Source organism: Streptomyces sp. VNUA24, assembly GCF_029167005.1.
Taxonomy (GTDB): Bacteria; Actinomycetota; Actinomycetes; order Streptomycetales; family Streptomycetaceae; genus Streptomyces; species Streptomyces scabiei.
Genome location: NZ_CP119143.1, coordinates 7,699,947 through 7,725,006 on the forward strand (window position 1 = coordinate 7,699,947; position 25,060 = coordinate 7,725,006).

The following is a 25,060-nucleotide window of genomic DNA, read 5'->3' on the forward strand; positions in this document are numbered from 1 at the left end:
TGTAGCTCTGCTTCAGTAATTCTTGCTTGTGGTGTAGTGACACTGCAGAGAAGATGGGGGCATGAACGAGCACAGCGAGGACCGGGGCGGGAACGGCGGCGCACGGCACGGGGACGACGGCCGGAGCGCGGGCGGCGAGCAGTGGCGGATCCGGTTCGACGCCGAGGTGACCTTCGGCAACGGCGGCGGGCTGCGGACCCGGGGCTTCCTGCTGGACGTCCCGGACCCGGAGATCGGCGACGGCGAACTGGCCGAGCTGTTCGTCCGGCATCTCGGGCTGCTCGTGGTCGACGAGGTGCGGGTCACCGCCCGGGAAGCGGTCCGGGAGCCGCACAAGGGCTCGCGGGGCGTGCCGGGCACCGCCGGCGCGCCCGGGACGTCCGCGCGGGAGGCGGGCGGCCGCCGGATCGTCGACCTCAGCCACACCATCCGGCACGGCATGACCACCTACCCCGGCCTGCCCGGCCCGGAGATCGGCGAGCACCTGACCCGGGAGGCGTCCCGCGCGGTGTACGCGCCCGGCACCGAGTTCGCGATCGGCCGTATCGCGATGGTGTCCAACACCGGCACCTACCTCGACAGCCCCTTCCACCGCTTCGGCGGCGGACACGACCTCGCCGGAATGCCGATCGGCACGTTCGCCGACCTCGACGGCCTCGTCGTCCGCGTCCAGGACACCGGGAGCCGGGCCGTCGGCCGCGAGGCGCTGCTCCCGTACGACGTCTCCGGGCGGGCCGTGCTGATCCACACCGGCTGGGACCGGCACTGGGGCACGGACCGGTACGGGCACGGCCACCCCTACCTCACCGCCGACGCCGTCGCCCTGCTGACCGAACAGGGCGCCGCCCTCGTCGGCATCGACTCCCTCAACATCGACGACACCGACGACGGCACCCGCCCCGCCCACACCGGCCTGCTCGCCGCCGGCATCCCCGTCGTGGAGCACCTGCGGGGTTTGGAGCAACTGCCCCCGCGGGGCTTCCGGTTCCACGCGGCGCCCCCGGCCGTCGAGGGCATGGGCACCTTCCCGGTACGCGCCTACGCGGTGCTGGACTGACGCCTCCGGCACGGACCCCGCGCGGGCCGGACCGGGCCCTAGGCTGACCGGGTGACCGATCTCGACATCAGGCGCGTGGACGCCACCGCGAGCGACGAGGAACTCGAAGCCTGGCGGTACGTCCACAACACGATCATCCCCCCGCACCCGCTCTCGCTCGACGACGTCCGGCAGCGGGCCGCGCGCAACGACCTGGAGCTCGCGTACGCCGACGGCGTCCTCGTCGGCAACTCCACCGTCCGCCCGCCCGACGGGGACACGGCGACGGCCGTGGTCATCGCGCGCGTACTCCCCGAACACCGCGGGCGCGGCTTCGGCGAGCGGCTGTACGAGCGGGCACTGAGGCGGGCACGGGAACGGGACGCACGGGTGATCGAGACCTGCGTCCTGGCGTCGAACGAGGACGGTCTGCGGTTCGCGCTCGGCCACGGCTTCGTGGAGACCGAGCGCTATCTGCTCGACGGGGACACGATCCCGTACGTCGACCTCCGCCTCGACGGGACGCGGGCCTCCTAGAGCTTCCCCGCGATGTCCAGCGCGGCCACGTACCCGAACGTCATGGCGGGCCCGATCGTCGACCCCGCGCCCGCGTAACTGCGGCCCATCACGGCGGCGCTGGCGTTGCCCGCCGCGTACAGCCCGGCGATCACCGAGCCGTCCGGGCGCAGCACGCGGGCCCGGGCGTCGGTGAGGAGGCCGCCCTTGGTGCCGAGATCGCCCGGCACGATGCGCAGGGCGTAGTAGGGCGGCAGCCACAGGGGCGCCAGACAGGAGTTCGGGCGTACGGAGGGGTCCGTGTAGTAGTGGTCGTACGCGCTGTCGCCCCGCCCGAAGTCCTTGTCCTCCCCCTGCCGGGCAAGGGAGTTGAAGCGGTCGACGGTGGAACGCAGGGCGGCGGCGGGGACACCGATCGCGCCGGCCAGCGCGTCGACCGTCCACGCCTTGTGGACGGCCCCGGCGTCGTACCACTCGTCCGGGAACGGGAAGGTCGGCAGGATGTCCTTGAACAGGTACCGGTTGCGGTAGTTCTGGTCGACGATCAGCCAGGCCGGGATGTGCGCGGCGGACGAGGTGTCCTTCTCGTACATGGTGTGGACGACATCGCTGTACGGCCCCGCCTCGTTGACGAACCGCGCCCCGGCCCCGTTGACCAACAGCCCACCGGGCAGGGTGCGTTCGGCGAGACAGAACCATGCCTGGCCCGGGGTGTCGATCGCGGGCCCCCACCAGGCGTCGTCCATGAGCGCCAGGTCGGCACCGGCCCGCTGCCCGGCCCGGATCCCGTCCCCGGTGTTCTCCTTCGCGCCCACCGTCCACCGCGTCCCCACGGGCTGCTCCTGGTACTGCGCCCGCATGGCCGCATTGTGCTCGAAGCCGCCGGAACCGACGACGACGCCGCGCCGGGCACGGACGAGTCCGGGGGAGCCGTTGCGGCTGACGACCACACCGGTCACGGCCCCGTTCTCCATGTGCAGGTCGGTCAGCGGGCTGTTGAGCCACACCGGGACGTCGGCGCGGAGCAGCCCGGCCCGCAGTCCGCCCGCCAGCGCCTGCCCCATGGTGAGCGGCTTCTGGCCGAGCAGCGCGGCCTTCGTGCCCCGGGCGAGGCACTCGGTGGCGACGGCCAGCCCCTTCGCGCTCACGGTGGTCAGCGCGAGCCACTTGTAGTCGGCGCTGAACACCACCATCCCGGCCGGCGTGGCCAGATACGCGGGATTCAGCCGGGCCAGCTCCTCGCCCAGCAGGTTCCCGTCGAACTGGTCCGGCTCGATGGACCGCCCGTTCGGCAACCCGCCCGGCAGCTCCGGGTAGTAGTCGCTGTACCCCTCCATCCACCGGAACCGCAGCGGGCTGTTGGCCATGACGAACGACAGCATGGCGGGCCCGTGGTCGAGGAACGCCTTCTGCCGGTCGGCGGGCACCTCGTCCCCGACCACGGCCGCGAGGTACTGCGCCGCCTTGGCCGGCGTGTCCGGTACCCCGGCGGCCTTGATCACACTGTTGTTCGGCAGCCAGATCCCGGCCCCCGAGCGCGCCGCCGACCCTCCGAAGGTCGGTGCCTTCTCCACGACGACACAACTCAGGCCCTGCTTGGCGGCCGTGAGCGCGGCGGTCATCCCGGCCGCGCCGGAACCGACGACGACCACGTCGTAGGTGCCGAGCAGGGGAGGAGCGGCGGCGACGGCCGGACTCCCCACGACCCCGCCCGCCGCGACGGCGACCCCCGCCCCCGCCGCCGTACCGAGCACCCGCCGCCGACTGGGGCCGGCCTCCGTCCCCGTACGTCTCCCGGGATCCGCGCTCTTGGACATGCCGACGCTCCAGCCTCACGAAGGGACGGTGGCCGTGCCGCCCCGGAAGCGACGGTTCCGTGCGCCCCGGGCGGTGTGCGGAGCCTCGAATCTGACGGGAAGGGGTGGTGAAGTCAAGAGTTTTACTGACGCCTCATCAGATGCGTTTGCTTAGGCCCCATTTGACCTGCATATTCGTTTCGCGGGGTAGGCGCGCGGGAAATCTTCCGGCAGCGTGGTCCCGGTCCGTCCGGACCGAGGGAGGGGGACGCTGTGCATGACCTCGTACGGACGCCGGACCATGTCCGGACGGCCGACGGGCGGCGGTTGCGGATCGAGTGCGCGGGGGATCCGGACGGACGGCCGGTGTTCCTGCTCCACGGGATGCCGGGGAGCAGGGTGGGTCCCCGGCCCCGGTCCATCTTCCTCTACCACCGCGGCGCCCGGCTGATCAGTTACGACCGCCCCGGGTACGGCGGATCGGACCGGCGGCCGGGCCGCCGCGTCGCGGACGCCGTGGCGGACGTCGAGGTGGTCGCCGACGCCCTGGGACTGGACCGCTTCGCGGTCGTCGGCCGGTCCGGCGGGGCACCGCACGCCCTGGCCTGCGCCGCCCTGCTGCCGCACCGGGTGACCAGGGCGGCGGCGCTGGTGACCCTCGCGCCCCAGGACGCGGAGGGACTCGACTGGTTCGCGGGAATGGCGCCGCACAACGTCCGCGAGTTCCGCTCCGTGCTCACCGACCCCCGCGCCTTCGTCGCCCAGCTCATCCCCCGGTCGGCCGCCATCCGGTCCGACCCCGCCCGCCTGCTCGACGAACTGCGCGGCGACCTCACGGACGAGGACCGGGCCATCGTCTCGGACGACGGCATCCGGTCGATGCTGCTGCGCAACTACCACGAGGCGCTGCGGACCTCTCCGTACGGCTGGATCGACGACGCGCTCGCGCTGACCGGCCCCTGGGGGTTCGACCCGGCGGAGATCAAGGTGCCCGTCCTGCTCTGGCACGCCGGCAAGGACGTCTTCACCCCCTCCGCCCACTCCTCCTGGCTCGCCGACCGCATCCCCGGCGCGCGCACCGTGTACGAACCGGCCGCCGCCCACTTCGCCGCGATCCGGGCTCTGCCGGACGTGCTGAGCTGGCTCCTTGTCGCCACGGAGCCGGCGGCGGCTTGAGCGGAGGGGTTGTTCTTCTGGCCGCGGGTCCGGTGAGGGCTGGTCGCGCCCCTCATACCGTCAGAGGCTCCAGATCCCGGTACACCCGGCGCCGTTGCCCCACCAGGCGGGTGATGCCGTTGCCCTCGCCCAGTTGTCGGCCGAGGCGGCGTAGATCGGAGAGGGTCGCCTCGCGCAGGCGATGGGCCTCGTCCTCGCGGCCGAGGGCACGCAGCGTCAGGGCGGAGTTGCTGATGACGGCGAGGGTCTCGGGGTGCTGAGGGCCGAGGACGGCCTTAAGGATGTGGCGGGTCGGTTTCTCCAGGGCCCATGCCTCCTCCGCGCGCCCCTGCTCCGCCAGGACGTTCGCGTAGTTCGCGCGGGCGAACAGCGTGTGCGGGTGCTCGTCGCCCAAAGTCGCCGCCATGCGCTCCGTCACCTGCTGGAACACCGCCTCGGCCTCGGCGTCCCCGCACGCCCAGAGATAGATGCCGAGGTTGTTGCGCGCGGCCTGGGTGTAGGGGTGCTTCTCACCCGGCACCTTCACGTAGTGCTCCAGCACGCTCCTGACCGTCTCGCGCGCCCGGTCGGGCTCGTCGGCGGCGTACAGGTCGGCCGCCAGGTTCAGCTCGCAGGCGAGGGAGTCCGGAATCGGGTCCGGATACTTGTCCCTCGTGTACTGGGTCCGGTATTGGGTGAGCGTCGCCCGGGTCAGCCGGTGCGCGTCCACGAACTGGCCGGCGCGCCGCAGGGACACGGCGAGCGACTTGGCGCAGTTGAGCGTGCCGGGAAAGTCCTTGCCGAGAATCCGCTTGTGGGTCTCGTACGCCTCCGACAGGACCGCGACCGAGTCGGTGTAGTGGCCCACTTCGCGCAGGTCGCGGCCGAGCCCCTGGGCCGACAGCAGGGTGTACGGGTGGTCCGGGCGCAGAACCTCCCGGCGGCGGGCGTAGGTGTCCTGGTCGATGTCGCGGGCCTCGGTGTAGTGGCCGACCATGCGCAGCGCGAGCGCGAGGTTGTTCGCCGCGTTGAGCGTACGACTGTTGGACTCCTCGAAGATCTGGCGGAACCCCTGGTGGGCCTCGCGGGCGAGTTTCACCGCCTCGGTGTACTCACCCAGGGCTGCCAGGTCGCTGGCGAGGCTGGAGGTGGTGACGTACGTGTGCGGGTGGGTGGGGCCGAGTACCCGCAGCTGCCGGGCGAGCACATCGGCGTCGACCTCCCGTGCCTCTAGGTAACGGCCCTGCGAACGCAGCACGTTGGCGAGCTGGCCGCGCAGATACATGTACTGCAGGTCGTCCTCGCCGAGGGTCTCGTGCCAGTGCTTCACCAGTTCCTCGGCGAGCTTTCGGGCGCCGGGGAAGTCGCCGCGCTTCCACAGGTAACGGACCCGGTCGATGAACAGGCGGCGTGGCTCGGGCTCATGGCAGTCGCGCAGCTCGCACGCGTTCAGATGTGGCCAGATGAGGGCGAAGCGGGGCCACGTCTCGGCGGCGTCGATGGGTTCGTCCCCGGGGGGACGGGCGCCGGCGAGCATGGTGTGGACGACGTGCCGGGCGTGCTGTTGCTCCTCCTCGCTGAGCCGGGAGCGGATCACGGCCTGCACCAGCCGGTGGACCTGGATGCTGGTGCTGGCCTGGTCGACCTTGGCGAGGGCGAACCGCCCGATCTCCCGGACGACCCGCCCCAGCATCAGGCTCTCCTGGAGGCTGGGGTCGACCTTCTTCAGCTCGTCGAGCATCTCCCTGCTGTACAGCAGGTGGGAGGAGATCGGCTCGGGGGCCATGAAGGCGCACAACTGCAGCAGTCTCACCGAGGCGGGGGAGCGTTCGCGCAGCCGAGCGATGGAGATGTTCCAGGTCGCCGCCACCGTCTCCGGATAGTCGGATGCCTGGTTGAGGTCCAGTACGCCGGTCGTCTGCTCGCTCAGCTGGCGCAGATACTCCTCGATGGGTGTGGCGGTCTCGGCGAGCCAGGCCCCCGCCTGCTCCACGGCCAGCGGCAGGTCGCCGACCGCCTCCGCCACACGGTCGGCCTCCTCGGTGCTCAGCCCGGGCGCGCGCCGGGAGAGGTGTTCGACGCTGTCGGGCCGCGGGAAGACGTCGACGGGCAGCGAGGTGCCCCGCTGCTCCCAGGTCTGGTTGCGGGAGGTGACGAGGATGTGCCCGCCACCGCCCTGGGGGAAGTACGGGGCGAGTTCATCGGGATTGTCGGCGTTGTCGAAGACGAGGATCCAGCGCTCGGTCGGCACGCCCTCGGAAAGCATCCGTACGGTCTTCTGGCTGACCTGCGTCATGTCGTCACCGCCCAGGACGCCGATCCGGGCGCCCAGTTCGGCGAGGGCCGAGGCGACACCGTCTCCATGCTCCGCGGAGATCCACCAGACCAGGTCGTAGTCGGCCATGAACCGGTGCACATACTCCAACGCGACCTGGGTCTTGCCGACGCCGCCCAGGCCGAACAGGGTCCTGGGTTCCGTTCCCACGGCCGAGGATCTGCTCCTGAGCTGGTCACGCAGATCGTCGAGGATCTGTCCACGGCCGGTGAAGGTGGTGTTGCGCTGCGGGGCGTTCCACACGGTGGGGGTGCTGCCCGGGAAGCGGGGTTCCACGACACCGAGGTCGTCGGGCCGCACCGGCAGCTTGAGCGCGCCCAGCAATGCGGCGACACACTGGCCCGCGTCGAGCCGGTACAGGTCCACCGGCTCGTGGTCGATGTGGGCGTCCGGGAGCCGGGCCTCGTCGACGCGCAGCGGCACCATCGTGGTACGTGGCAGCGCCAGAGCGGCGTCGGCGAGGGAGTGCCAGACGGTCTGGGCGTGCCGGGACTTCTGGAAGGCGTGGGACATCAGCAGAAGGGCGCGCGAGGCCGTGTCCAGGCGCTCCGGGGGACCGGTGGACACGTCGTGCAGCGTGACGTTGCAGCCGGTCTGCCTGAGGACGGCCTCCACCCAGTCCGCCCACATCTGGTTCTCCGCCGCGTACACCACGACGATGTCCGTCATCGGCTGCCGCCGGGTGAACGCCTCCAGACACCGCTGCCGCACCGGTTCGGGCACCGGCGGCAGTGCGGTCACCTCTCCGTCGGAGATCGTCTTCGTCAGCCGCTCGAAGGCGGACAGCAGGGAGTTGGCGATGTTGCTCTTGTCGCCGACGGTCGCGAGCGTCTCCTCGTACGCGTAGAACGGGACGTACGGGATCTCCATCGCGCCCCAGTAGGCGTCCTGCTGTTCGGAGCCGAGCTCCTCGCCGTCCGAGCCTCGCGGCAGCCCCTCGAACCGCAGCCGGGCCAGGGCCCGGCCCGCGTCGACCTTCCTCTTCTCGCCCTCGTCGATCCGCATCAGCACCGGCAGCACCCGGATCCGCCGCTTGTGCTGGCCGCCCTCGACGCTGCGGGCCACCGCAGCGGCGCCGTCCAAGGACTGTCCGCTGAGCGTGAAGCAGTCGACGAGCACGTCGGGCATCTGGATGGTGCAGATGTCCGCGGTGTCGGAGAGCCCCGTACGGCTGTCGATGAGGACGTAGTCGTACGACGCCTTCATGTCCTCGCGCAGCGCGTCCAGGAACTGGCCGCCGCCCAGCCGCTCGTAGAAGTTGTCCCACTCGAACGACGACACCATGGCCGAGTACTCCCGGTTGCGCCGTCCCGCGGAGAGGAAGTCGAGCGAGCCGCCCTCGGGGAAGGACAGTCCGTGCCGTTCGGGGCCGAGGGACACGGCGTGCTGCTCCACGCGGGCGAACTCCCGGTGCCATGGGCCCGTGCGCGGGCCGCCGGTGGTCGCTGCCCAGCAGTAGTCCGTGATCATGTCGAGGACGCCGGTGGTGGAGGCGAGGACGCTCTGGTCGAGGAACGGCTGGAAGAAGCGGTCGAGGCCCGGTGCCTCAAGGTCCCAGTCGACGGCAAGGACCCGCTTGCCGTTGGCGGCGAGGATCCACGCCGCGTTGGCGAGTGCCATGGTGCGGCCCGTACCGCCCTTGTAGGAGTAGAAGGTGATGATGCGTCCGTCCTGACGAGCCGTCATGCTGGTCCTCCGTGGTCGGAATCCGCATCGGGATCGGTCGGGTTGGCCAGACTGAGCCGGGGCCGGGGCGTGGCCGGACCCGGTGGCGGGTGCGCCTTCGCGTGTCTGAGGAACTGCCGGGTCGCCTGGGCCACGACCACCGGCAGGATCTCGGTGAACTGCTTGAGTGTCGGTACACCGTTGACCGCCGCCCAGCACTTGGCCCGCCTGCCCCTCTCCAGGATCACCGGCAGGGTGTCCTCCAGTTGCTCCCGCAGCCGCTCGCTCTGTTCGCCGCGGCACTGGAGGTCGAGACGGTTCCAGGGGACGATCGCGCCGACCCAGGGATGGGCGGCCGAGTCGAACGTCTTGAGCCGGTGGCGCCGGTCCCGGTCGAGCAGGGCCCAGCGGTCGAGCAGCAGGATCCCCGGTTGAGTCTCGGGTGGCTGCCCGACTCCTTCGGCGTCCGTCTCGGTCGTGGTGAGGCCGTCGGTGCCGGGATCCGGGAGGTCGAAGTCGGAGACGGTGATGCGGTAGTCGAGCGACCGGATCAGCTCCTCCGCCAGTTCGGACAGGGGGCGCCGGGACTCGCTGTGGTACGGGTTCCACTCGGTGGCGTCCTCGCCGTACGGGACGGCGTCCCGGCCCTCCGGCACCGAACCCCGACTGGGTGCCACCACGGTGAGGTGGATACGGCGCGGTCCCTCGCCGTGCGGCCGGAACGCGCTGTGCGTCGACTCGTAGGGCCGGGGCCGACTCGACGGCAGCGGGGTGCTCTCGGCGACCTGCACGATCCGCTGGGCGAGACCGAACACGATCTCCTCGTACTCGTCCCGTAACCGCTTGAGCTTGATCAGCCCGTAGATGCCGTACGACGAGTACCGCTCACCGTATTTGGAGCGCTCGACCTGGATCTGCCGGACGGACTCGGGGAGGTTCTCCAGGTCCATGCTCGTCCACAGGACCGGGACGATGGCCGGGATGTCACCGAGGCCCGCGTTGCGCGCCTCCCGGATGCGCTCGTCGAAGGCGAACCACTCGCGCCCGCAGTTGTCGCTGGCGAAATAGCGCGGTGAGTACAACGGGACGAACACCCGGCAGTGCGCCAAGTTCTCACTGAGCCGGTCAGGCCAGCCCTCACCGGACCGCATCTCCCGGTCCAGGAATCCCGCGGGCGTGCCCCGGGGATGAGCGGTGAGGGCCAGGACGGTCTCGCACAGATCCCTGTAGAGCGTGTGCACCCAGAGGTCGGGATCACCGCTGTCGGGCCCCGAAGGCGGTGTGTGCGCATAACTGAGAAAGAAGTACGGACGAATGTCCGGAGCCCGCCCCCACGCGGCTGTACCCACACGCCCCCGCCTTTCGCTGCCTTGCTTCCCCCGCCTAGGCGCCCTCCGGCTGGAACCAACAATGTGCCCGATCAACTCCCACGGCACATGGCTCGTTTCACGTCATTTCAGCGCGATATCCGGACATCAGAGGCCGGGCCGTGTCGACAGCATCGCGCATCCCGAACAGAAACGTCGGTTTTCCCGCGAACTCCCTTTCCGTGACCAAACCGTGCGGTAGAAGAGCGCCGATCGCCCCGAAGTCGCTGTCCCGGAGCGAGAGATCCTCGTACTCGATCCAGTTGCCCTTGTCCTCCACGACGCAGCGGTAGGTCCGGACCGGGGGCGACGGGGTCATCCGGTACTCGGCGAGGTGGAAGGCGGTGCACACCTCGAAGCCGACCCTGAGCAGCAGTACCTGGGCGTCGGCCGTGTACAGCGCGGCCATCGGGGATCGTTCACCCAAGTGGCAGTACGGGTCGTGACCGGCGAGAAGCTCCTCGGCACGGCGTCCGACAGCGGCGAAGGAAGTCTGTGGATGAGCGCTGCGGAACGCGCCTGGGGTGGTCCGCACGCATTCGGCGAGTACACCCATGGTCGGGCAGGGGGTGGCGTTCGGTTCGAAGGGGAGCATCGATGCGCGGAACTCGGCCCTCTCCCGCTCGGTCATTCCCTCGGTACGCCTGTGGTACGCGGGGGAGGTGTCGGAGTTCTCGGGTGTGAAGGCCGGGACGACGAGAGTGCCGTCGGGGCCGAGCGTGTCGAGAAGGGCATTGCGCACCGCGGTGGGGCTCCAGCCCGTGCCACTCAGCGAAGCGTGCACCATCAGGACGCCGCCCGGACGGACACCCATCCGGTGCAGCATGCCGGGAAGTCGAATGACATCAGCCATGCATCACCGCCAATTCCTTGTGCAGTTCGTCAACCAAGTAGGTTCCGCTCTGGGTGAGTTGGCTGCCCCCAGTGGAGGCGAGTTCGGCGAGGGCGTCCCGCGCCCGCCCCAGGGCGTCCGCGGCGTCGTGCGGGGCCGCGCAGGCCCGTCCTACCCACGCGCTCGCCTCGTCGAGCAGTCGTCCGGCGGTGCTGCCGGGCACGTTCAGATCCGTCACCTCACGCAGGGCGGCGAGCCGGGACCGACGAGCCAGCAGCGGCAGTTCGCGCGCGAACTCGTCGGGTTCGACATCGACGGCCACACCGAGTGCGCCGAAGGCGTGCCTGCCGAGGCGTAGTCCGGAGCCCGGGGCGAGAGGGGTGACCGTCGTGACGAGAAACGGATGGGAGACCTCGCGCCGACCGGGCTCCTGGGCGTCCAGTGCCTCGTGGGCCGCGCGCAGCCGCTTGCCGAACAGGGCCAGGTCGCTCGGCGACAACGGGTCCGTGACCGGTGCCCCGAAGCATTCCCGGTACGGGTGGGCGTCGTCGAGGATCAGGGTCGCCCCGTCGGTGAGTTCGGTGGTCCGCAAAGCCCGCCACTCGATCGAGAGTTCGCCGCCCTCCTCGTCCGTACCGCTCACCCGGAGACCGTCCGCCGTGACCGAGCACTCGACCTGTCCGGGCGCGGAGAGCCGCAGGGTGCCGAGGGTGGGGAGATGGAGGTCCCGGGCGGGCTGGTGCCAGGCGAGGGTGGTCTCCGTCTTGGCCAGTACTGCGGCCGCAGTGACCGCACCCATCAGTTGGGGGAGGTCGGGGGGGCCGTCCAGGGAACGGCGCAGCACCGCACGCAGATACGGGTGGGTGAGCACGGTGTTGAGATGTGCGGCCGTGGAGTCGTCGAGGTCCAGTTCGACCAGTACCCGCCAGGCCGCTTCCCAGTCGGGGTGTCCCGTCAGTGCGACGTTCACCCGGGCGAGCAACCGCCTGTCCAGGTCCAGCTGGGCCAGGCGCAGTTCCTCGGCATCGGTGACTGCCGGATGCAGTGCGCGCTCGGTGATCCGCTCGGCGATCCCCTCCACCAGGGCCCGCAGGTCGGCGCAGAACACCGAGGGATTGTCGAAGCCCTTCTCGCCGCTGTACCGGTGGGCGTAGAGGCCGCCGCCGCAGGACTCCACGACCGGGCAGCGCCGGCAGGTCTCGCTGACTCCGGCGAGGCCCAGCTGGCGGGCCCGGACGCCGGGATGCTCGGCGAACTCGGCGAACCCGTGCCGGAAGACGTCGTAGCCGGTGGCGGGGGCGCCCGCGTACGCCGTCTTCAGCGAGTCGGCCTGCTCGAAGGTGCCGTCGGTCTCGATGACCGCCAGATCGGAGGGAGCGAGGCCCAGTGCCTCGGTGAGGCTGGGGCCGCCGCGCAGGGTGCTGAGCACCGACTCGAAGGTGCGCACCGGCATGGGGCGCCCCTGCTCCTCCCACCGGTCGAAGACCTTCAGCAGCCAGTCGGCGTAAGGGGTGGCCGGCCCGCCGGGCTCATGGCCGGGCGGAGGGGCGTCCCAGGTGGAGTGCGGGAGAAGATAGTCGATGCGTGGAGGGTCGAGAGAGGCCAGCGCGTCGTGCACCGCGACGGGGTCGTTGGCGACGTCCACAGTGCACAGGAGCCCCTGGTACAGATGCTGATGCTCGGGGAGCCGGAGCAGGTCCAGGGCCCTCAGGACCCGGTCGTAACTGCTGCGGCCCCGGCGGTCCAGACGGTGGCGGTCGTTGGCGACACGGTCCCCGTCGAGAGAGATGCCCACCTTCACCTGGAATTCGTCGAAGATTCGCAAGTGATCTCTGTTGAGCCGCACGGCATTGGTGTGAATCCGCAGATCGAGTGTGGTGACCGGGGCGAGAGCGCGAGTGAGTTCCGCGCAGATTCGTTCGAGCCGGGTGGGCCCGACGAGGAGAGGCTCACCGCCGTGCAGAATGATCGTGACGGAATCCAGTTCTCTCGCCAGCACGTACTCGGTGAGACGGCGGGCGACCTGGTCGAGGGTCTCCTCGGCGATGACGGTCGGTCGTGAGCGCCACGACTGGTCGGACGCCTCATACACATAACAGTGGTCGCACGCCAGGTCGCACCGACTGTGGATCTTGAGCACCAGTTGCTGGATCGCGGGGTCCCTCACTTCGGCAGTGTAAGCCCTCGCGCCACCCGGTCGCCGACATGACGACGGGGCCCAACCTCCTTGATCGAAAAGGGGGTTGAGGCCCCGGTCGGCCCCATCAGATGCTGGAGCTGAATCCCTGCCTGGCGAGGCGCAGGTCACGGGCGTCCGTCACGCGTCCCGTGGAGCGCTGGGTGCGGGGCTCGTGTGCGGCGACCGTCGCGAGCGGGGCGAGCCTCTTGTGGGCCGACCGGGTGGTGTCCGTTCCACGCGTCGTCTTGGTGAAGGAAAGGTTCATCTCGTCGCTCCAGTTCGAAAAAAGGGACGCTGTCATCGGTCCCTTGCCGACGAGGTCCTTTTGGTCGAGGCTCGGACGTGAGAGGGGGACGACAGAGTACAGACTTGCGCGTTTCTATCATGCGTCAGCAGGTGTTCGCTGCGCGATATGAGGGGGTGGCGCTCTGGCGGTAATTCAGGATTGACGAGAGCATGACCATTCCGTCGACTTCGGCATCCTTACGAGGTGTGCATGGCTGCGACGCCCGGCCCCAGCACCACGGTGAGTGATCGAGATCTGTCCCCGTTGTTCCAGGTGTGCGACGAGAAGGCGGTGACCCATCAGGGGGAATCCTTCAAGGTGGTCCGTGTGCAGCTGCTCGTGCTGCTGCTCGCCACCGCGACCGCCTCCCTGGCCGAGCGGGTCGGCAGCAGGGTGCCGTCGGCCGTGGCGGCCGTGCTCTACGCCCTGACCATGGGGATCGGGTTCTACGCCTCCCGGCGCCGCGCCCGGGTGCAGTGGCAGGCGCACCGGGCGGCGGCCGAGGTGGTCAAGTCGCTGGCCTGGCAGTTCATGGTGCACGGCGGGCCGTTCCCCTCACGGCTCGTCAACCCCGAGGCGATGTTCGCCGAGCGGCTGGAGGAACGGCTCAGCGAGCTGCGCAAGGTGGGGTGGGACGACCCCCGCGAGGGCGTCACCGAACTCGGACTCGGCCAGATCACCCCGATGATGCGCGCGGTGCGGGCCAAACCGTTCGCCGCCCGCCGCGACATCTATCTCCGCGACCGCGTCTCGGAACAGCTCACCTGGTACGGCAACAAGGCCGGGGACGCGCACCGCTCGTCCGTGCGGTGGTCGGGCATGACGACGATCCTGACGCTGCTGGCGCTGGTCACCGCCGTGTTGCGGGCCCTGGGGGCGATCGACGGCCGCTGGGACCCGACCGGCCTGCTGAGCGCCGCCGCCGCGGCGGGCGTGGCCTGGCAGGAGGTCCGCCGGCACCGGCCGCTGACGTACGCGCACAAGCTCGTCGAACAGGACCTGGACACCCTGCGCGTCGCCATGGGCACGACGGTCGCGGAGGACGGCTGGGCCGACGCGGTGGCGGAGGCGGAACGGGTGGTCTCGCCCCAGCACACGGACTGGCTGGTGCGGTTCGGGACCTGACCGTGCGGTGGAGGGTGCCGGCGCCGTGTCAGGCGCGGCGTACGCCCGGGCTCCACAGCACCGTCACCGGCACACCCATGAGGTGGGCGTAGTCGACGATGTCGGCCGTGCCGCCGAGCCCGCGGGGCGGGTCGCCGTCCCAGACGGCGATCAGGCGGTCGGCGTGGTCGACGATGTAGCGGCCCGCCGCGTAGTACGCCTCCTCGTGGGTGCGTTCGCGCGCCAGTTCCACGCGTTCGCCGCAGCACTTGAGGAGCCGGCGGTAGGCGGCCCTGACCTCGTCGTCCCCGAGGTGGGCCTCGTAGTCCATGCCGGGGATCACCGCGGTCAGCTGCAGACCGCTCTCCAGGGCGATCTCCGCGAAGAGCTGGTCGGCGCCGGCGGCGAGGCTGCTGAGGGCCCGGGTGGTGGCGGGGCGGCCCTGTAACTCCGCCCGGATGCCCGAACGGACGGCGGGGAGGGCGGCTTCCGGGATCTGACGGTGTCCGGTGACACCGATCCGGGTCACGTGGCCTGGCATCCGTGCGCTCACCTCCGTGGCCCGCGTTCCTCCGAGTAACCCTAGCGGCGGGCGACTCCGGCGAGAACGACACAAACGGGTGTTCGGTGGGGCGTCACGGGCTCACGGGGGCGACCGCCGAGTGACGGCCGGGGTTCCGGCCGCCCCCCGCGCTCCGGGTGCTGCCGCTCACGGGCATACCGGCGGGATGCTCGCAGACGTGTTCGCCGGGTGGGCGGGGCGGACGGGGCGGTGGCACGCCGGTGGGACGGCGGCGGCAGGGCGGCGGAACGCGTCAGTCGCCCACCGGGTCCAGGCTGATGGGGGCGATACGGCCGTCCAGCATGGCGCCGAGACCCAGGGCGGCGCAGACGTCGGGGCGTTCGGCGATGTGGACCGGCATCCCGGTGGCGTGGCGGAGCATCTGGTCGAAGCCGGGGAGCAGGGCGCTGCCGCCGACCATCATGATGCCCCGGTCGGCGAGGTCGGCCACCAGGTCGGGCGGGCAGTCCCGCAGCACCTTGCCGATGCCGTCGACCACGGCGGTGAGCGGGGTCTGGATGGCGTCGCGCACGGCCGCGGTGTCCACCTGCACGGAGCGGGCGAGTCCGGTCGCCACGTCGAGGCCGTGGATCTCGGTGGAGGCGGGACCGTGCGGGGTGAGGCCGTTGCCGGAGAGGGCGAGCTGGAGGGGCCGTACGGACTGGCTGGGCAGGGTCAGCTCGTGACGCAGCCGCAGGTGCTGCACGATCGCGTGGTCGATGGCCTCGCCGCCGACGGGAATCCGTACGGCGCTGACGACCGAACCGAGGGAGAGGACGGCCAGCTCGGTGGCGCCGGCGCCGCAGACCATGATCATGGTGGCCTCGGGCTGTTCGACGGGCAGTCCGCAGCCGACGGCCGCCGCGATGAGCGTGTCGACCATCTCCACCCGGCGGGCGCCGAGGCCCACCAGGGTCTCGATCGTGGCGCGCTGGGCGAGCGGGTCCGCGCCGTGCGGGGTGCAGGCGGCCGCGCGCAGGACGGGCTTGCGGCGCAGGGTGCGGCGGACCCGGTCGCCCAGCAGCTGACGCAGCATCCGCTGGGCCATCTCGATGTCGACCACCGTGCCGCCGGAGACGGGCCGGACGACCCGGATGTAGTCGGGCGTACGGCCCATCATCTTCTCGGCGAACTCCCCGACGGCGATCAGCGCGCCCGTCCGGATGTTCACGGCGGCCACGCTCGGCTGGTCCACCACCAGACCCGCGCCCTTCACGTACACGCGGGTCCGCGCGGCTCCCAGGTCGACGCCGAAGTGGCAGCGGCGCAGCTGCTCCAGACTGGCGGTCATCGCGGTCATTGCGGATCCTCCCGAGAGCACGGACCGTTTCGGGCCCGCCGCCGGTCGGCGGTTCCCCGGTTCCCTTGCATCGTGCGCGGGGCGGGGGCGGGGTGCCCGCTGGGGTGGGCCGGGTGGGGGTGCGGCCGGACGGGTGGTTCGACGCGGGACGCCGGGGTGGCGTGTGGCGCGGCGGCCCTCCGGCCGTCAGTCGGGTGGGCGGAGGTGCCGTGCCGGTTCGACGATTCCCCGGACGACCCCCAGCTCCACCAGATCCTGGGGGCGCAGCCGGAGTTCGTCCGCCGTGGCGGGGGCCCGGTGCGCGGGGCGTTTGAGGATCGCCGCCGCGAGTTCCGGCGCGATCACCGAGAAGTAGCCGTCCGGGGTGGCCCAGGTGTTGTCGGGGGCGGCCAGGGCGAGGGCGCCGCCGGAGCCGCCCTCGCCGATCAGGAGGGTCGTGACGGGGGTGCGGGCCGTGGCCACGGCCGTGAAGAGGTCCGCGATGGCGGGTCCCGCGCCCTGCCGTTCCGCTTCGGCGTCGTTCGCGGCGCCGGGGGTGTCGACCAGGGTCAGGACGGGGATGCCGAGACGGCCCGCGAGGCGGATCAGACGGGCGGCGGTGCGGTAGCCCGCCGGGCGGGTGGGGGTGCCGCACTGGGCCGCGTAGGCGATGGTGCGGCCCTCGTGCTCCCCGAAACCGCAGAGCATGCCGGGGTCGGTGCCGCCGGCGCGGTCCCCTCGCAGGGGGGCCCGGCGGGTGAAGTAGGTGTCCAAGTAGGTCGGGGCATGAGGGCGTTGGGGGTGGCGGGCGCGTCGGACGGCGTCCCAGCCGGTGGTGGGGAGGGGCGCCGATCGGGGTGGGGGGTTCGGTCGGGTGGCGGCTGCGGGTGCGTGGGGGCTGGTCGCGCGGTTCCCCGCGCCCCCGAGAAGCGGGGGCCGCGCCCCGTGCTCTCCAGGCTGCGGGGGAGTGTCCGGCGGAAGGGCCCGGGGCGGGGGTGCCGGGGCTGTGGAGGGGGCGGTCAGGAGGCTCAGGTAGAGGGTCAGCGTGTCGCGCAGGGCGGCCGGGGGGACCACCGCGTCGATCGAGCCCGCCGCGAGCTGGGCCTCCGCCGTGTACGCCGCCGGGTCCGCGTCCGGCGGCCGGACCCGGGAGCCGGCGAAGCCCACCTGAACGCCGGGGAGGGCGAGGACGATGTCGGCGCCGGCGCCGAGGGTGGCCCAGCCGCCACCCGTCGTGGGGTCGCGGAGCACCGCGATCCGGGGCAGCCCCGCCGCGCTCGTCAGCGCCGACTCCCGTGCCACGCGCTGCAGTTGGACGAGGGCGCGCATCCCCTCCTGCATACGGCTGCCGCCCGTCGCGACCAGCGAGACGACCGGAAGGCGGTGCGCGCGGGCGTACGCGTGCGCCGCCTCCAGACGGTCGCCGGTGCGTTCGCCGAGCGAACCACCGAGGAAGCCGAACTCGAAGGAGATCACGACGGCCGCCGTACCGCCGATCGCCGCCCGCCCCCACACCACCGACTCCTCCTCCCCGGTGCGCTCGGCGGCGCGGGCGCGGGAGGCGTCGTAGCCCTGCCAGGCGAGGGGGCCGTCGGGGGCGTGGTCGCCCTCGGGCGTGGGGAGTTCGGTGAAGTCGTCCGTCAGCAGGGCGATGGCCTCGCGGGCCGGGACGCGCCGGTCACTCATCCGTCTTCAGCGCTCGCTTCATGATCTTGCCCATGTCGTTGCGGGGCAGGGCGGAGAGGTAGTTGACCCTGCGGGGGCGCTTGTGGGGCGACAGGTGGGTGGCCACGTGGGCCGCCAACTCGCCTGCCGGGGGCGGGGACTGGGGGTCCGCCGGGACGATCCAGGCGACGACGCGTTCGCCGAGATCGGGGTCGGGTTCACCGGTGACGGCTGCCTCCCGGACCCCCGGGTGTTCGAGGAGGGCGTTCTCGATCTCGCCCGCGCCGATCTTGTAACCGCCGCTCTTGATGAGGTCGGTGGCCTTGCGGCCGACGATGCGGACAGAGCCGTCCGGGTCGCGCACGGCCATGTCGCCGGTACGGAACCAACCGTCGGGGGCGAACGCGGCGGCGGTCGCGTCGGGGCGGTTGAGGTACTCGGTGAAGAGGTTGTCGCCGCGCACCTGGATCTCGCCGACCGACTCGCCGTCGTACGCCGTGAGCGGGGTGCCGTCCTCCTCGACCAGCCTCAACTCCACCCCCGGAAGCGGAAGTCCGACCGTGCCGGGGCGGGCCTCGCCGTCGGCGCGGACACTGGTGTTCATCAGGGTCTCCGTCATGCCGTACCGCTCGATCACCCGTCGTCCGGTGGCCGCCGCGATCCGTTCGTGGTCGTGCACGGGCAGCGCGGCCGAGCCGGAGACGAGCAGGCGGGCCCCGCCGAGCGCCTTCGCCAGCTCCGGGTCGCCGGGCAGGGCCTCCGCGATGCGGTGGTACATCGTGGGGACGCCGAACAGCATCGTCGCCCCGGCCGACAGCTCCCGGGCCACCGCGGCCGTGTCGAACCTGCCCAGGTGACGGACCGCGCCGCCGCGCCGGAGGGGGCCGAGGACGCCCAGGATCAGGCCGTGGACGTGGAAGAGGGGGAGGGCGTGGACCAGGACGTCGTCGGCGGTCCACTGCCAGGCGTCGGCCAGCGCGTCCAGGGTGGTCGTGACGGCGCGGCGGGGGATGACGGCGCCCTTGGGCGGGCCGGTGGTGCCGGAGGTGTAGACGACGAGGGCGGCGGACTCCCCGTCGGCCGTCTCCTCGGCGGGGGCCGGCCGGTCTCCGCCGCCGCGCGCGTCGGCACCGCCGGCGTCGGCATCGACATCGATGCGATTCAACTCCCGCAGCGGCGGCGGCAGTTCGTCGCCCGGCGCGGCGAGGACGAGGGAGGGGGCGCTGTCGCCGAGGATGTGCCCCAATTCCTTCTCCCCGGACTTCGGGTTCAGCGGTACGGCGGGGACGCCGGCCCGCAGTGCCGCCACCACGGCCACCGCCGTCTCCAGGGTGGGGGTCGCCCAGACGGCCACCCGGCCGACGCCGTCGAGCCGGGCGGCCAGGGCGCCGGTGACGGCCGCGAGTTCCGCGTACGTCAGGGACCGGTCGCCGAAGCGCAGGGCGGGGCGTGCGGGGGTGCGGGCCTCGCCGGTGAGGGCCGGGAAGAGAGATGACACGTCGTGTACTCCTTGGTTGTCGCCGTCCGAGGTACCGCTACCGCACATCTGACTACCGGAACCCTGGGAACCACCAGTACCAGCCACACCGCCCTTCCACCGACGCGGCAGACCGACGGGGCGGCGAGGAGGAGCGGCGCGCAGGGGCGGCTGGCAGGGGCCGCTGTCGGTGGTGGTCGGTACAGTCGGCCACCGGGAGCGGGCGGGCGATGCGCACGGGGACGCGCAGGGGGATGCGAGGCCGGGGTGCGGGAGTTCACGGGGGAGTTCGAGACCCATCTGACGGTGGTCGTCGGGGACGGGCCGGGCGGCGAGGAGCGCGTACGGCGGTGGGCGGAGCGCCACCGGGTCAAGTACACGCGGATCGTGCTCGACCGGGGAGCGGTGCCCGACCAGCCGATGCTGACGGTGCGCGGCGAGGGTTCCCTGTCGGCGCTGCGCGCGGCCGCGTCGGGGTGGGTCCGGCGGCTGGGCGCCGAGGGGTTCGGGGTGGTCCGGGTGAAGATCGAGGCGGCACCGTGGAACGAGGACGTGCCGCTGACCGTCGCTCAGGCCCGTGCGCTGCCGCCCGGCTGCTACTTCGAACACCATGTCAAGCTCGCCCTCGCCGACGACACCGAGGTGGCGTGCGTCCGTGCCCTCGCCGAGCGGCACGCGGCCCATGTCTCGCGCAACGCCCGGCGCGCGGGCGGCGGTGGTGACGGGCGCGGGCACGAGCGGTTCGTCACCCAGCGCTGCCGTGACGTCGGCCGCCCCGAGGCCCGCCGCCGTCTGGACGCCCTCCTCGACGCGCTCGCGGCGGCCGGGTTCAAGGCCGTCGAGGTGGAGGAGGAGTTCGTGGTGCACGACGACGGCCCGGGCCTCGACGCCGGGTGGATCGACGAGGGGCCGCCGGGGCGGGCGGACCTGCCGGCAGGCGTGCGGACGCAGCCCTCATGACCGGCTCCGGGCCGTGGCGTGCCGCCCACCGGGCCGTGCTCGACCATCTGCTCCGCCTCGTCGCCGACTCGCCCCTGGGGGACGACCTGGTGCTGCGCGGGAGCATGGTGATGCCGGCGTGGGTGGGGGCGGCGGCACGGGAACCCGCCGACCTCGACTGGATCGTTCCGCAGCCGCTGCTGGTCCCGGTGGACGCCGCGCACCCCTATCCCCATGTGGAGGGGCTGGACGTCGTCCAGCAGTGGCCGGAGGCGGCCGGCGGTGCCGGACGGTACGAGATCTGGACCTTCGAGGAGTTCGACACCGGGGGTCTGCGGCCGGCGGTGCCGCCCGAGGGGCTGCACTGGGTGGTGGAGGTGGAGCCTGAGGAACGCCCGCCGCATCTGGCGGTGCTCGACCTGGTGCGCGAGCGGCCGGTGGCCGCGCCGGGGGTGGTGCTCGACGTGTCCGCCGCCCGGCCCGACGGCACCTGGACCTACACGGAGTACGAGACTCCCGGCACCCGTCTGACCGTCCCCTGGACGGCGGAGGGCCTCCCGCCCGGCGAGGCGAGGCTGGACTTCGCCCGTGACGAGAGGCTGCCGGAGCTTCCCGTGTGGACGGCGATCCCGTGGGGCGACGGCTCCGGCCGCACCGTCGTGCGTACGCCCGGCCCCGGCCTGTCCCTCGCCTGGAAGCTCCTGTGGCTGCACACCGACTGCGCCACCGAGGGCCGCGCCCGGGCCAAGGACCTCTACGACGCCGTGCTCCTCGCGGAGGCCGACGTCACCGACCTCTCGCCGCGGCTGTTGCGCGAGGTCTTCCGCCGCCGTGCCGGCGGCACGGCGGCCGTGGGCACCCCGCGCCCGGACACCTTCGTCCCGGACACCGTCGTCCTGGACGCCTTCGTCCTGGACGCCGCGGACTGGGCGGACTTCCGCGCCGCCCACCCGTGGGTGCGGGGTACGGCGCGGGAGTGGGCCGAGCGCCTGGGCCGGGCGCTGGAGGCGATGCCGCTGCGGGCCGGAGCCTAGTGCCGCTACGTCCCGGCCCCCTCCCGCACCACGTCCGCCACCACGCAGCTCACGTTGTCGGGGCCGCCCGCGCCGTTCGCCTCGGCGACGAGTGCCTGTGCCGCGGACCGCGGGTCCGGGGCGGTGGACAGGACGCGTCGGATGCCGGCGTCGGGGACGACCGCGGACAGGCCGTCGGAGCACAGCAGCCAGCGGTCGCCGGGGTGGGCGTCGTGGAGACGCAGATCGGGAGCGGAGACGGTCTCGCCGTTGGTCAACGCCTTGAGCAGCAACGCCGGTTGGGGGTGCGCGGCCGCCTCCTCCCACGTCAGCCGGCCCTCGTCGATCATCGACTGGACGACCGTGTGGTCGTGGGTGATCCGGAACAGCTCGCCGTCGCGCAGCAGATAGGCGCGGGAGTCGCCGATGTGGACGAGAGCGAGGTGGGAGCCGGTCCAGAGCATCGCGGTCAGGGTCGTGCCGTCGTCGCCGTTCCCCGCGATGCCGCGCACGGCGGCACTCGCGCCCCGCACCGCGTCCTCCAGCAGGTTCAGCACGCTGCCCGCCGGCAGGGTGTCGCGTTCCAGGACCTTCAGTGCCTCCACGGCGGCCGTGCTCGCGGGGGCTCCGGCCGGGCCGAAGCCGTCCGCCACGGCGAGGACCCGGGAGCCCGCGTAGGCGGTGTCCTGGTTGGCGGCGCGGACCAGGCCGGTGTCGGAGACGGCGGCGTAACGGAGTGTCTGCATCGTGGTGTCCTCCTCGGACGGGTGGGCGAGGTGGTGGACGAGGAAGGCCGCCAGGTCGCGTCGGGTCGCCGTCTCGGCCTCGACCCCGGCCCAGTACGCCCGGATCTCCCGGGCCGCCGGGCCCGGCTCCAGCGCGCACACCGTACGGATGCGGGCCAGCGGCATGCCGAGCCGGCGCAGCCAGGCCACCAGGCGGGCCTGTTCCAACTGCTCGGTGGCGTAGTAGCGGTAGCCGGTGTCCGGGTCGACCCGGGCGGGCCGCAGGAGATCCAGCTCGTCGTAGAGGCGCAGCGCCTTCGGCGACAGCCGGCAGACCTTCGCGAAGGCCCCGATCGTCAGCATCTCCATGGCTCCTCCCGGCCCGGCGGTTCCTCGTTCCGCCATCGATGCTGGGGCTTCACCGAAGGGCAAGGTCAAGCGGGGTGTGCGGAACCGTGCCGATCATCCGTTATCTTTTCGTGACCGACTCGGCCACATCCGATCACATACTGATCACACTCTGAAGGAACATGACCGCGCACAAAGGAACACCTTCCGGCGCTCGTACGCGCCGCGGCGGCTCGCCGCGTGTCACCGCTCAAGGCTCGGCCAAGGGAGCGGCCGAAGGCCGGGGCAAGGACAAGGGCCGAGGCAGGGGCAAGGCCAGGGGCAGGAGCGGGGGCCCGGGGCGCAGACGTAAGGCCCCCGCGCCACGGGGGAGAGGGTCCCTGTGGGGTGGCCTCGGGGTCGTGACGGTCCTCGGTGTCGCCGGATTCGCGGCGGTGAGCTGGATGAACGGCGGCGCGCGGGAGGTTTCCGCGGAGGCGGAGCCCACCCCCTCCGCCGAGTCCCCCTCCGAGCGGTCCCGCCGCTCGCCCGGCCCCGGTTCCGAGCCCGCCACCGGTTCCCGACCCGGCCCCGGCCGGAGCTCCGGCTCCGACGCCGGTGCGCGGCAGAACCCTTCCTCGTCCCCCTCCGCCTCCTCCCCTTCCTCCGCCGGCCCCTCGCCGGACGGGTCGGCGTCGTCGTCCCCCGGCGGCAAGCGGGTGACCATCCCGGCCACCGGGCCGGGGACGTTCCGCACGGCGTCCGGCGGCAGCCGCAAGGTGGGCGAGGGCACGCCCCTGCGCTACCGGGTCGAGGTCGAGAAGGGGCTCTCGCTCTCCCTCGACAAGGTCGCCGACGAGGTGGAAGGCGTCCTGGCCGACCCGCGCGGCTGGACCGCGGGCGGCGACCACGCCTTCCAGCGGGTTTCGAGCGGTGCCTTCGACTTCGTCGTCAAGGTCGCGACCCCGGGCACCGTCGACGACGTGTGCGGCGCGGGCGGGCTGGACACCGGCGGCGAGTTCAACTGCAACGTGAACGACGACGTCATGGTCAACCTGGAACGCTGGGAACTCGCGACCCCGGTCTACGCGGAGGACGTCCCGGCCTACCGCGCCCTGATCATCAACCACGAGGTCGGCCACTTCCTGGGCCAGGGCCACGTCGGCTGCCCCGGCAAGGGCAAGCCCGCCCCGGCGATGATGCAACAGATCAAGGGCATGAACGGCTGCGTCCCCAACGTCTGGCCGTACGACACCAAGGGCCGAGCCCTGACGGGCCCCGCCGTGCCGTGAGCGGGGCCTGCGTGTGCCGGGGATGAGCCTGCCGTCCCCCGAGCGGGCCCCGCGCCGCAGCCATCCCGCGCGATGCGGGAGCGCGCTGTGCCGTGGGTGAGTTCGGGTCCCCCGGCCGGGGGCTCGTCCTCGCCGGGTGAGGCGGTCGTGCCCCGAGCGGGGACGTGCCCTCGCGGGTGGCGGTCCGCCGTGCCGTGGGAGGGTCCGGCGCTGCGGCCGTCCTCGCGCTGCTGGATCGCGTTGCGTCGTGCGCGAGTTCGGGTTCCCTGCCGGGGGGCCTGTCCCAGCTGGGTGGGGCGGTCGTGTCCCGAGCGGGGACGTGTCCTCGCGGGTGGCGGTCCGCCGTGCCGTGGGCGGGTTCATACCCGCCGGTTCGGCGCCCGCAGGGCCCCGTGCGCGGGGACCGTCGGCGCTCAGCCGGAGATCGCCGTGTCGTCGGCAGGGGGCGCTCCGCCCGTCGGCAGGAGACAGGGCGGCGTCCATCCGTCGAAACTCCCTGCCTTCTCGGCCCGCGTGGTTGTTAGCCTGCGCCGAAGGCCCCCGGGAACCCGCCCGGAGGGTCGTCGTGACCGTCCGAGAGATGGAGTCGTCCGTGGCCCGCACAGCCGCCCCCCGCATCGCCGTCGCCACCTACGACCCCGGGCCGGAGACGAGCCACGACCGGGACCTGCCGGTGCTGGTGCGGGCGCTGGGGGAGGCGGGGGCCGACGCGGCGGCCGTGCACTGGGACGACCCGGCGGCCGACTGGGCCGGGTACGACCTCGTCGTCATCCGGTCCACCTGGGACTACAGCTGGCGCGCGGCCGAGTTCGTGGCCTGGGCGGAGAAGACCGGCGGGGCCACCCGGCTCGCCAACCCGGCCGGGGTCGTGCGCTGGAACACCGACAAGCGCTACCTCGGCGACCTCGCCGCCGCCGGGGTGCCCGTCGTGCCGACCGCCTATCTCGCACCGGGCGACCCCGTGGAGCTTCCGGAGACCCACCCGTACGTCGTCAAGCCCACCTCCGGGGCGGGCGCCCGGTTCGCCGCCCGGTACACCCCCGACCAGCGGGACACCGCCGTACGGCATGTCGAGCGGATGCGTGCCGAAGGGCTCACCGCGATGGTGCAGCCCTTCGTGACCAGCATCGACACCGAGGGGGAGCGTGCCCTGCAGTTCTTCGGCGGCCGGCTGCTGCACGCCAGCCGCAAGGGCGCGGTGCTCGCGCCCGGCACGGCCTACGACGCCGACAAGATCGCCCACCCCGACCTGGTGCCCTGGACCCCGACCGAGGCCGAACTCGCCGTCGCGGAGCGGGCGTTGGCAGCCGTACCGGGGAAGCCCGAGCTGCTGTACGCCCGCGTCGACCTCGTCACCGGCGAGGACGGGCGGCCGTGCGTGATGGAGCTGGAACTCGTCGAGCCCAACCTCTTCCTGTGGCTGCACCCCGGGTCGCTGCCCCGCGTGGTCGAGGCGATCCTCGCGGCGGCGACCACCGGCTGAACCGCCGCACCCGCCCCCGCACCCGCC

At 72.4% G+C, this 25,060-nt stretch carries 19 protein-coding genes; 8 read left to right on the forward strand and 11 right to left on the reverse strand.

Going from position 1 to position 25,060, the window contains the following annotated elements; translation table 11 throughout:
* The first annotated feature begins 61 nt into the window (after positions 1-61).
* The gene (locus PYR72_RS33000; protein ID WP_275458673.1) at positions 62-1,057 is read left to right on the forward strand and encodes a cyclase family protein; all 996 of its coding nucleotides are present in this window, start codon (positions 62-64) and stop codon (positions 1,055-1,057) included.
* Positions 1,058-1,108: 51 nt separating this feature from the next.
* The gene (locus tag PYR72_RS33005) at positions 1,109-1,573 is read left to right on the forward strand and encodes a GNAT family N-acetyltransferase (RefSeq protein ID WP_275458674.1); all 465 of its coding nucleotides are present in this window, start codon (positions 1,109-1,111) and stop codon (positions 1,571-1,573) included.
* On the opposite strand, the gene kstD is transcribed toward PYR72_RS33005, so the two are convergent.
* The gene (kstD, locus tag PYR72_RS33010) at positions 1,570-3,369 is read right to left on the reverse strand and encodes a 3-oxosteroid 1-dehydrogenase (RefSeq protein WP_275458675.1); all 1,800 of its coding nucleotides are present in this window, start codon (positions 3,367-3,369) and stop codon (positions 1,570-1,572) included. The two genes, PYR72_RS33005 and kstD, sit on opposite strands and share 4 nt — an antisense overlap.
* 252 nt (positions 3,370-3,621) lie before the next feature.
* On the opposite strand from kstD, the gene PYR72_RS33015 reads away from it, so the two are divergent.
* Positions 3,622-4,524 carry an alpha/beta fold hydrolase gene (locus PYR72_RS33015; protein WP_275458676.1) on the forward strand — a complete coding sequence of 301 codons (903 nt, stop codon included), beginning with the start codon at positions 3,622-3,624 and terminating at the stop codon, positions 4,522-4,524.
* Between the two features lie 52 nt (positions 4,525-4,576).
* Here the strand turns inward: PYR72_RS33015 and fxsT are convergent, their stop codons facing one another.
* From fxsT to fxsA, 5 genes are all read right to left on the reverse strand, one after another.
* Positions 4,577-8,524: an FxSxx-COOH system tetratricopeptide repeat protein gene (gene fxsT, locus PYR72_RS33020; RefSeq protein ID WP_275458677.1), complete on the reverse strand. Its 3,948-nt coding sequence runs from the start codon at positions 8,522-8,524 to the stop codon at positions 4,577-4,579.
* Positions 8,521-9,852 (reverse strand): TIR-like protein FxsC, encoded by a 1,332-nt coding sequence (locus tag PYR72_RS33025; RefSeq protein ID WP_275458678.1) that lies wholly within the window; start codon positions 9,850-9,852, stop codon positions 8,521-8,523. Before PYR72_RS33025 ends, fxsT begins: the two co-directional genes overlap by 4 nt.
* A 97-nt stretch (positions 9,853-9,949) precedes the next feature.
* The gene (locus PYR72_RS33030; protein WP_275458679.1) at positions 9,950-10,723 is read right to left on the reverse strand and encodes an AAC(3) family N-acetyltransferase; all 774 of its coding nucleotides are present in this window, start codon (positions 10,721-10,723) and stop codon (positions 9,950-9,952) included.
* The gene (gene fxsB, locus PYR72_RS33035) at positions 10,716-12,869 is read right to left on the reverse strand and encodes a radical SAM/SPASM protein FxsB, inactivated metallohydrolase extension form (RefSeq protein ID WP_275458680.1); all 2,154 of its coding nucleotides are present in this window, start codon (positions 12,867-12,869) and stop codon (positions 10,716-10,718) included. The genes PYR72_RS33030 and fxsB overlap by 8 nt, the downstream gene beginning before the upstream one ends.
* A 97-nt stretch (positions 12,870-12,966) precedes the next feature.
* A complete protein-coding gene (gene fxsA, locus PYR72_RS33040) occupies positions 12,967-13,146 on the reverse strand; it encodes an FxSxx-COOH cyclophane-containing RiPP peptide (protein WP_275458681.1) in 180 nt (59 codons plus the stop codon).
* Positions 13,147-13,377: 231 nt separating this feature from the next.
* On the opposite strand from fxsA, the gene PYR72_RS33045 reads away from it, so the two are divergent.
* A complete protein-coding gene (locus PYR72_RS33045) occupies positions 13,378-14,292 on the forward strand; it encodes a DUF4231 domain-containing protein (RefSeq protein WP_275458682.1) in 915 nt (304 codons plus the stop codon).
* 28 nt (positions 14,293-14,320) lie between these two features.
* Here PYR72_RS33045 and PYR72_RS33050 read toward each other — a convergent pair whose 3' ends face one another.
* The 4 genes from PYR72_RS33050 to PYR72_RS33065 form a co-directional block, all read right to left on the reverse strand.
* On the reverse strand, positions 14,321-14,812 hold the full coding sequence (locus tag PYR72_RS33050) for a hypothetical protein (protein ID WP_275458683.1): 492 nt from the start codon (positions 14,810-14,812) through the stop codon (positions 14,321-14,323).
* A gap of 274 nt (positions 14,813-15,086) precedes the next feature.
* On the reverse strand, positions 15,087-16,124 hold the full coding sequence (locus PYR72_RS33055) for a rod shape-determining protein (RefSeq protein ID WP_275460586.1): 1,038 nt from the start codon (positions 16,122-16,124) through the stop codon (positions 15,087-15,089).
* A gap of 195 nt (positions 16,125-16,319) precedes the next feature.
* On the reverse strand, positions 16,320-17,798 hold the full coding sequence (locus tag PYR72_RS33060; RefSeq protein WP_275458684.1) for a carboxyl transferase domain-containing protein: 1,479 nt from the start codon (positions 17,796-17,798) through the stop codon (positions 16,320-16,322).
* Positions 17,791-19,275 carry an acyl-CoA synthetase gene (locus PYR72_RS33065; RefSeq protein WP_275458685.1) on the reverse strand — a complete coding sequence of 495 codons (1,485 nt, stop codon included), beginning with the start codon at positions 19,273-19,275 and terminating at the stop codon, positions 17,791-17,793. The genes PYR72_RS33060 and PYR72_RS33065 overlap by 8 nt, the downstream gene beginning before the upstream one ends.
* A gap of 246 nt (positions 19,276-19,521) precedes the next feature.
* On the opposite strand from PYR72_RS33065, the gene PYR72_RS33070 reads away from it, so the two are divergent.
* Both PYR72_RS33070 and PYR72_RS33075 read left to right on the forward strand, forming a co-directional pair.
* Positions 19,522-20,214, forward strand: coding sequence for a hypothetical protein (locus tag PYR72_RS33070; protein WP_275458686.1), 693 nt, complete (start codon positions 19,522-19,524; stop codon positions 20,212-20,214).
* Positions 20,211-21,227, forward strand: coding sequence for a nucleotidyl transferase AbiEii/AbiGii toxin family protein (locus PYR72_RS33075; protein ID WP_275458687.1), 1,017 nt, complete (start codon positions 20,211-20,213; stop codon positions 21,225-21,227). The genes PYR72_RS33070 and PYR72_RS33075 overlap by 4 nt, the downstream gene beginning before the upstream one ends.
* Positions 21,228-21,232: 5 nt before the next feature.
* Here the strand turns inward: PYR72_RS33075 and PYR72_RS33080 are convergent, their stop codons facing one another.
* Positions 21,233-22,300: a MerR family transcriptional regulator gene (locus PYR72_RS33080; RefSeq protein WP_275458688.1), complete on the reverse strand. Its 1,068-nt coding sequence runs from the start codon at positions 22,298-22,300 to the stop codon at positions 21,233-21,235.
* 380 nt (positions 22,301-22,680) lie between these two features.
* On the opposite strand from PYR72_RS33080, the gene PYR72_RS33085 reads away from it, so the two are divergent.
* Entirely contained in the window at positions 22,681-23,550 is an 870-nt protein-coding gene (locus PYR72_RS33085; RefSeq protein WP_275458689.1) for a DUF3152 domain-containing protein, read from the forward strand.
* A gap of 580 nt (positions 23,551-24,130) precedes the next feature.
* Positions 24,131-25,033 carry a hypothetical protein gene (locus PYR72_RS33090; RefSeq protein ID WP_275460587.1) on the forward strand — a complete coding sequence of 301 codons (903 nt, stop codon included), beginning with the start codon at positions 24,131-24,133 and terminating at the stop codon, positions 25,031-25,033.
* Positions 25,034-25,060: the final 27 nt, after the last annotated feature.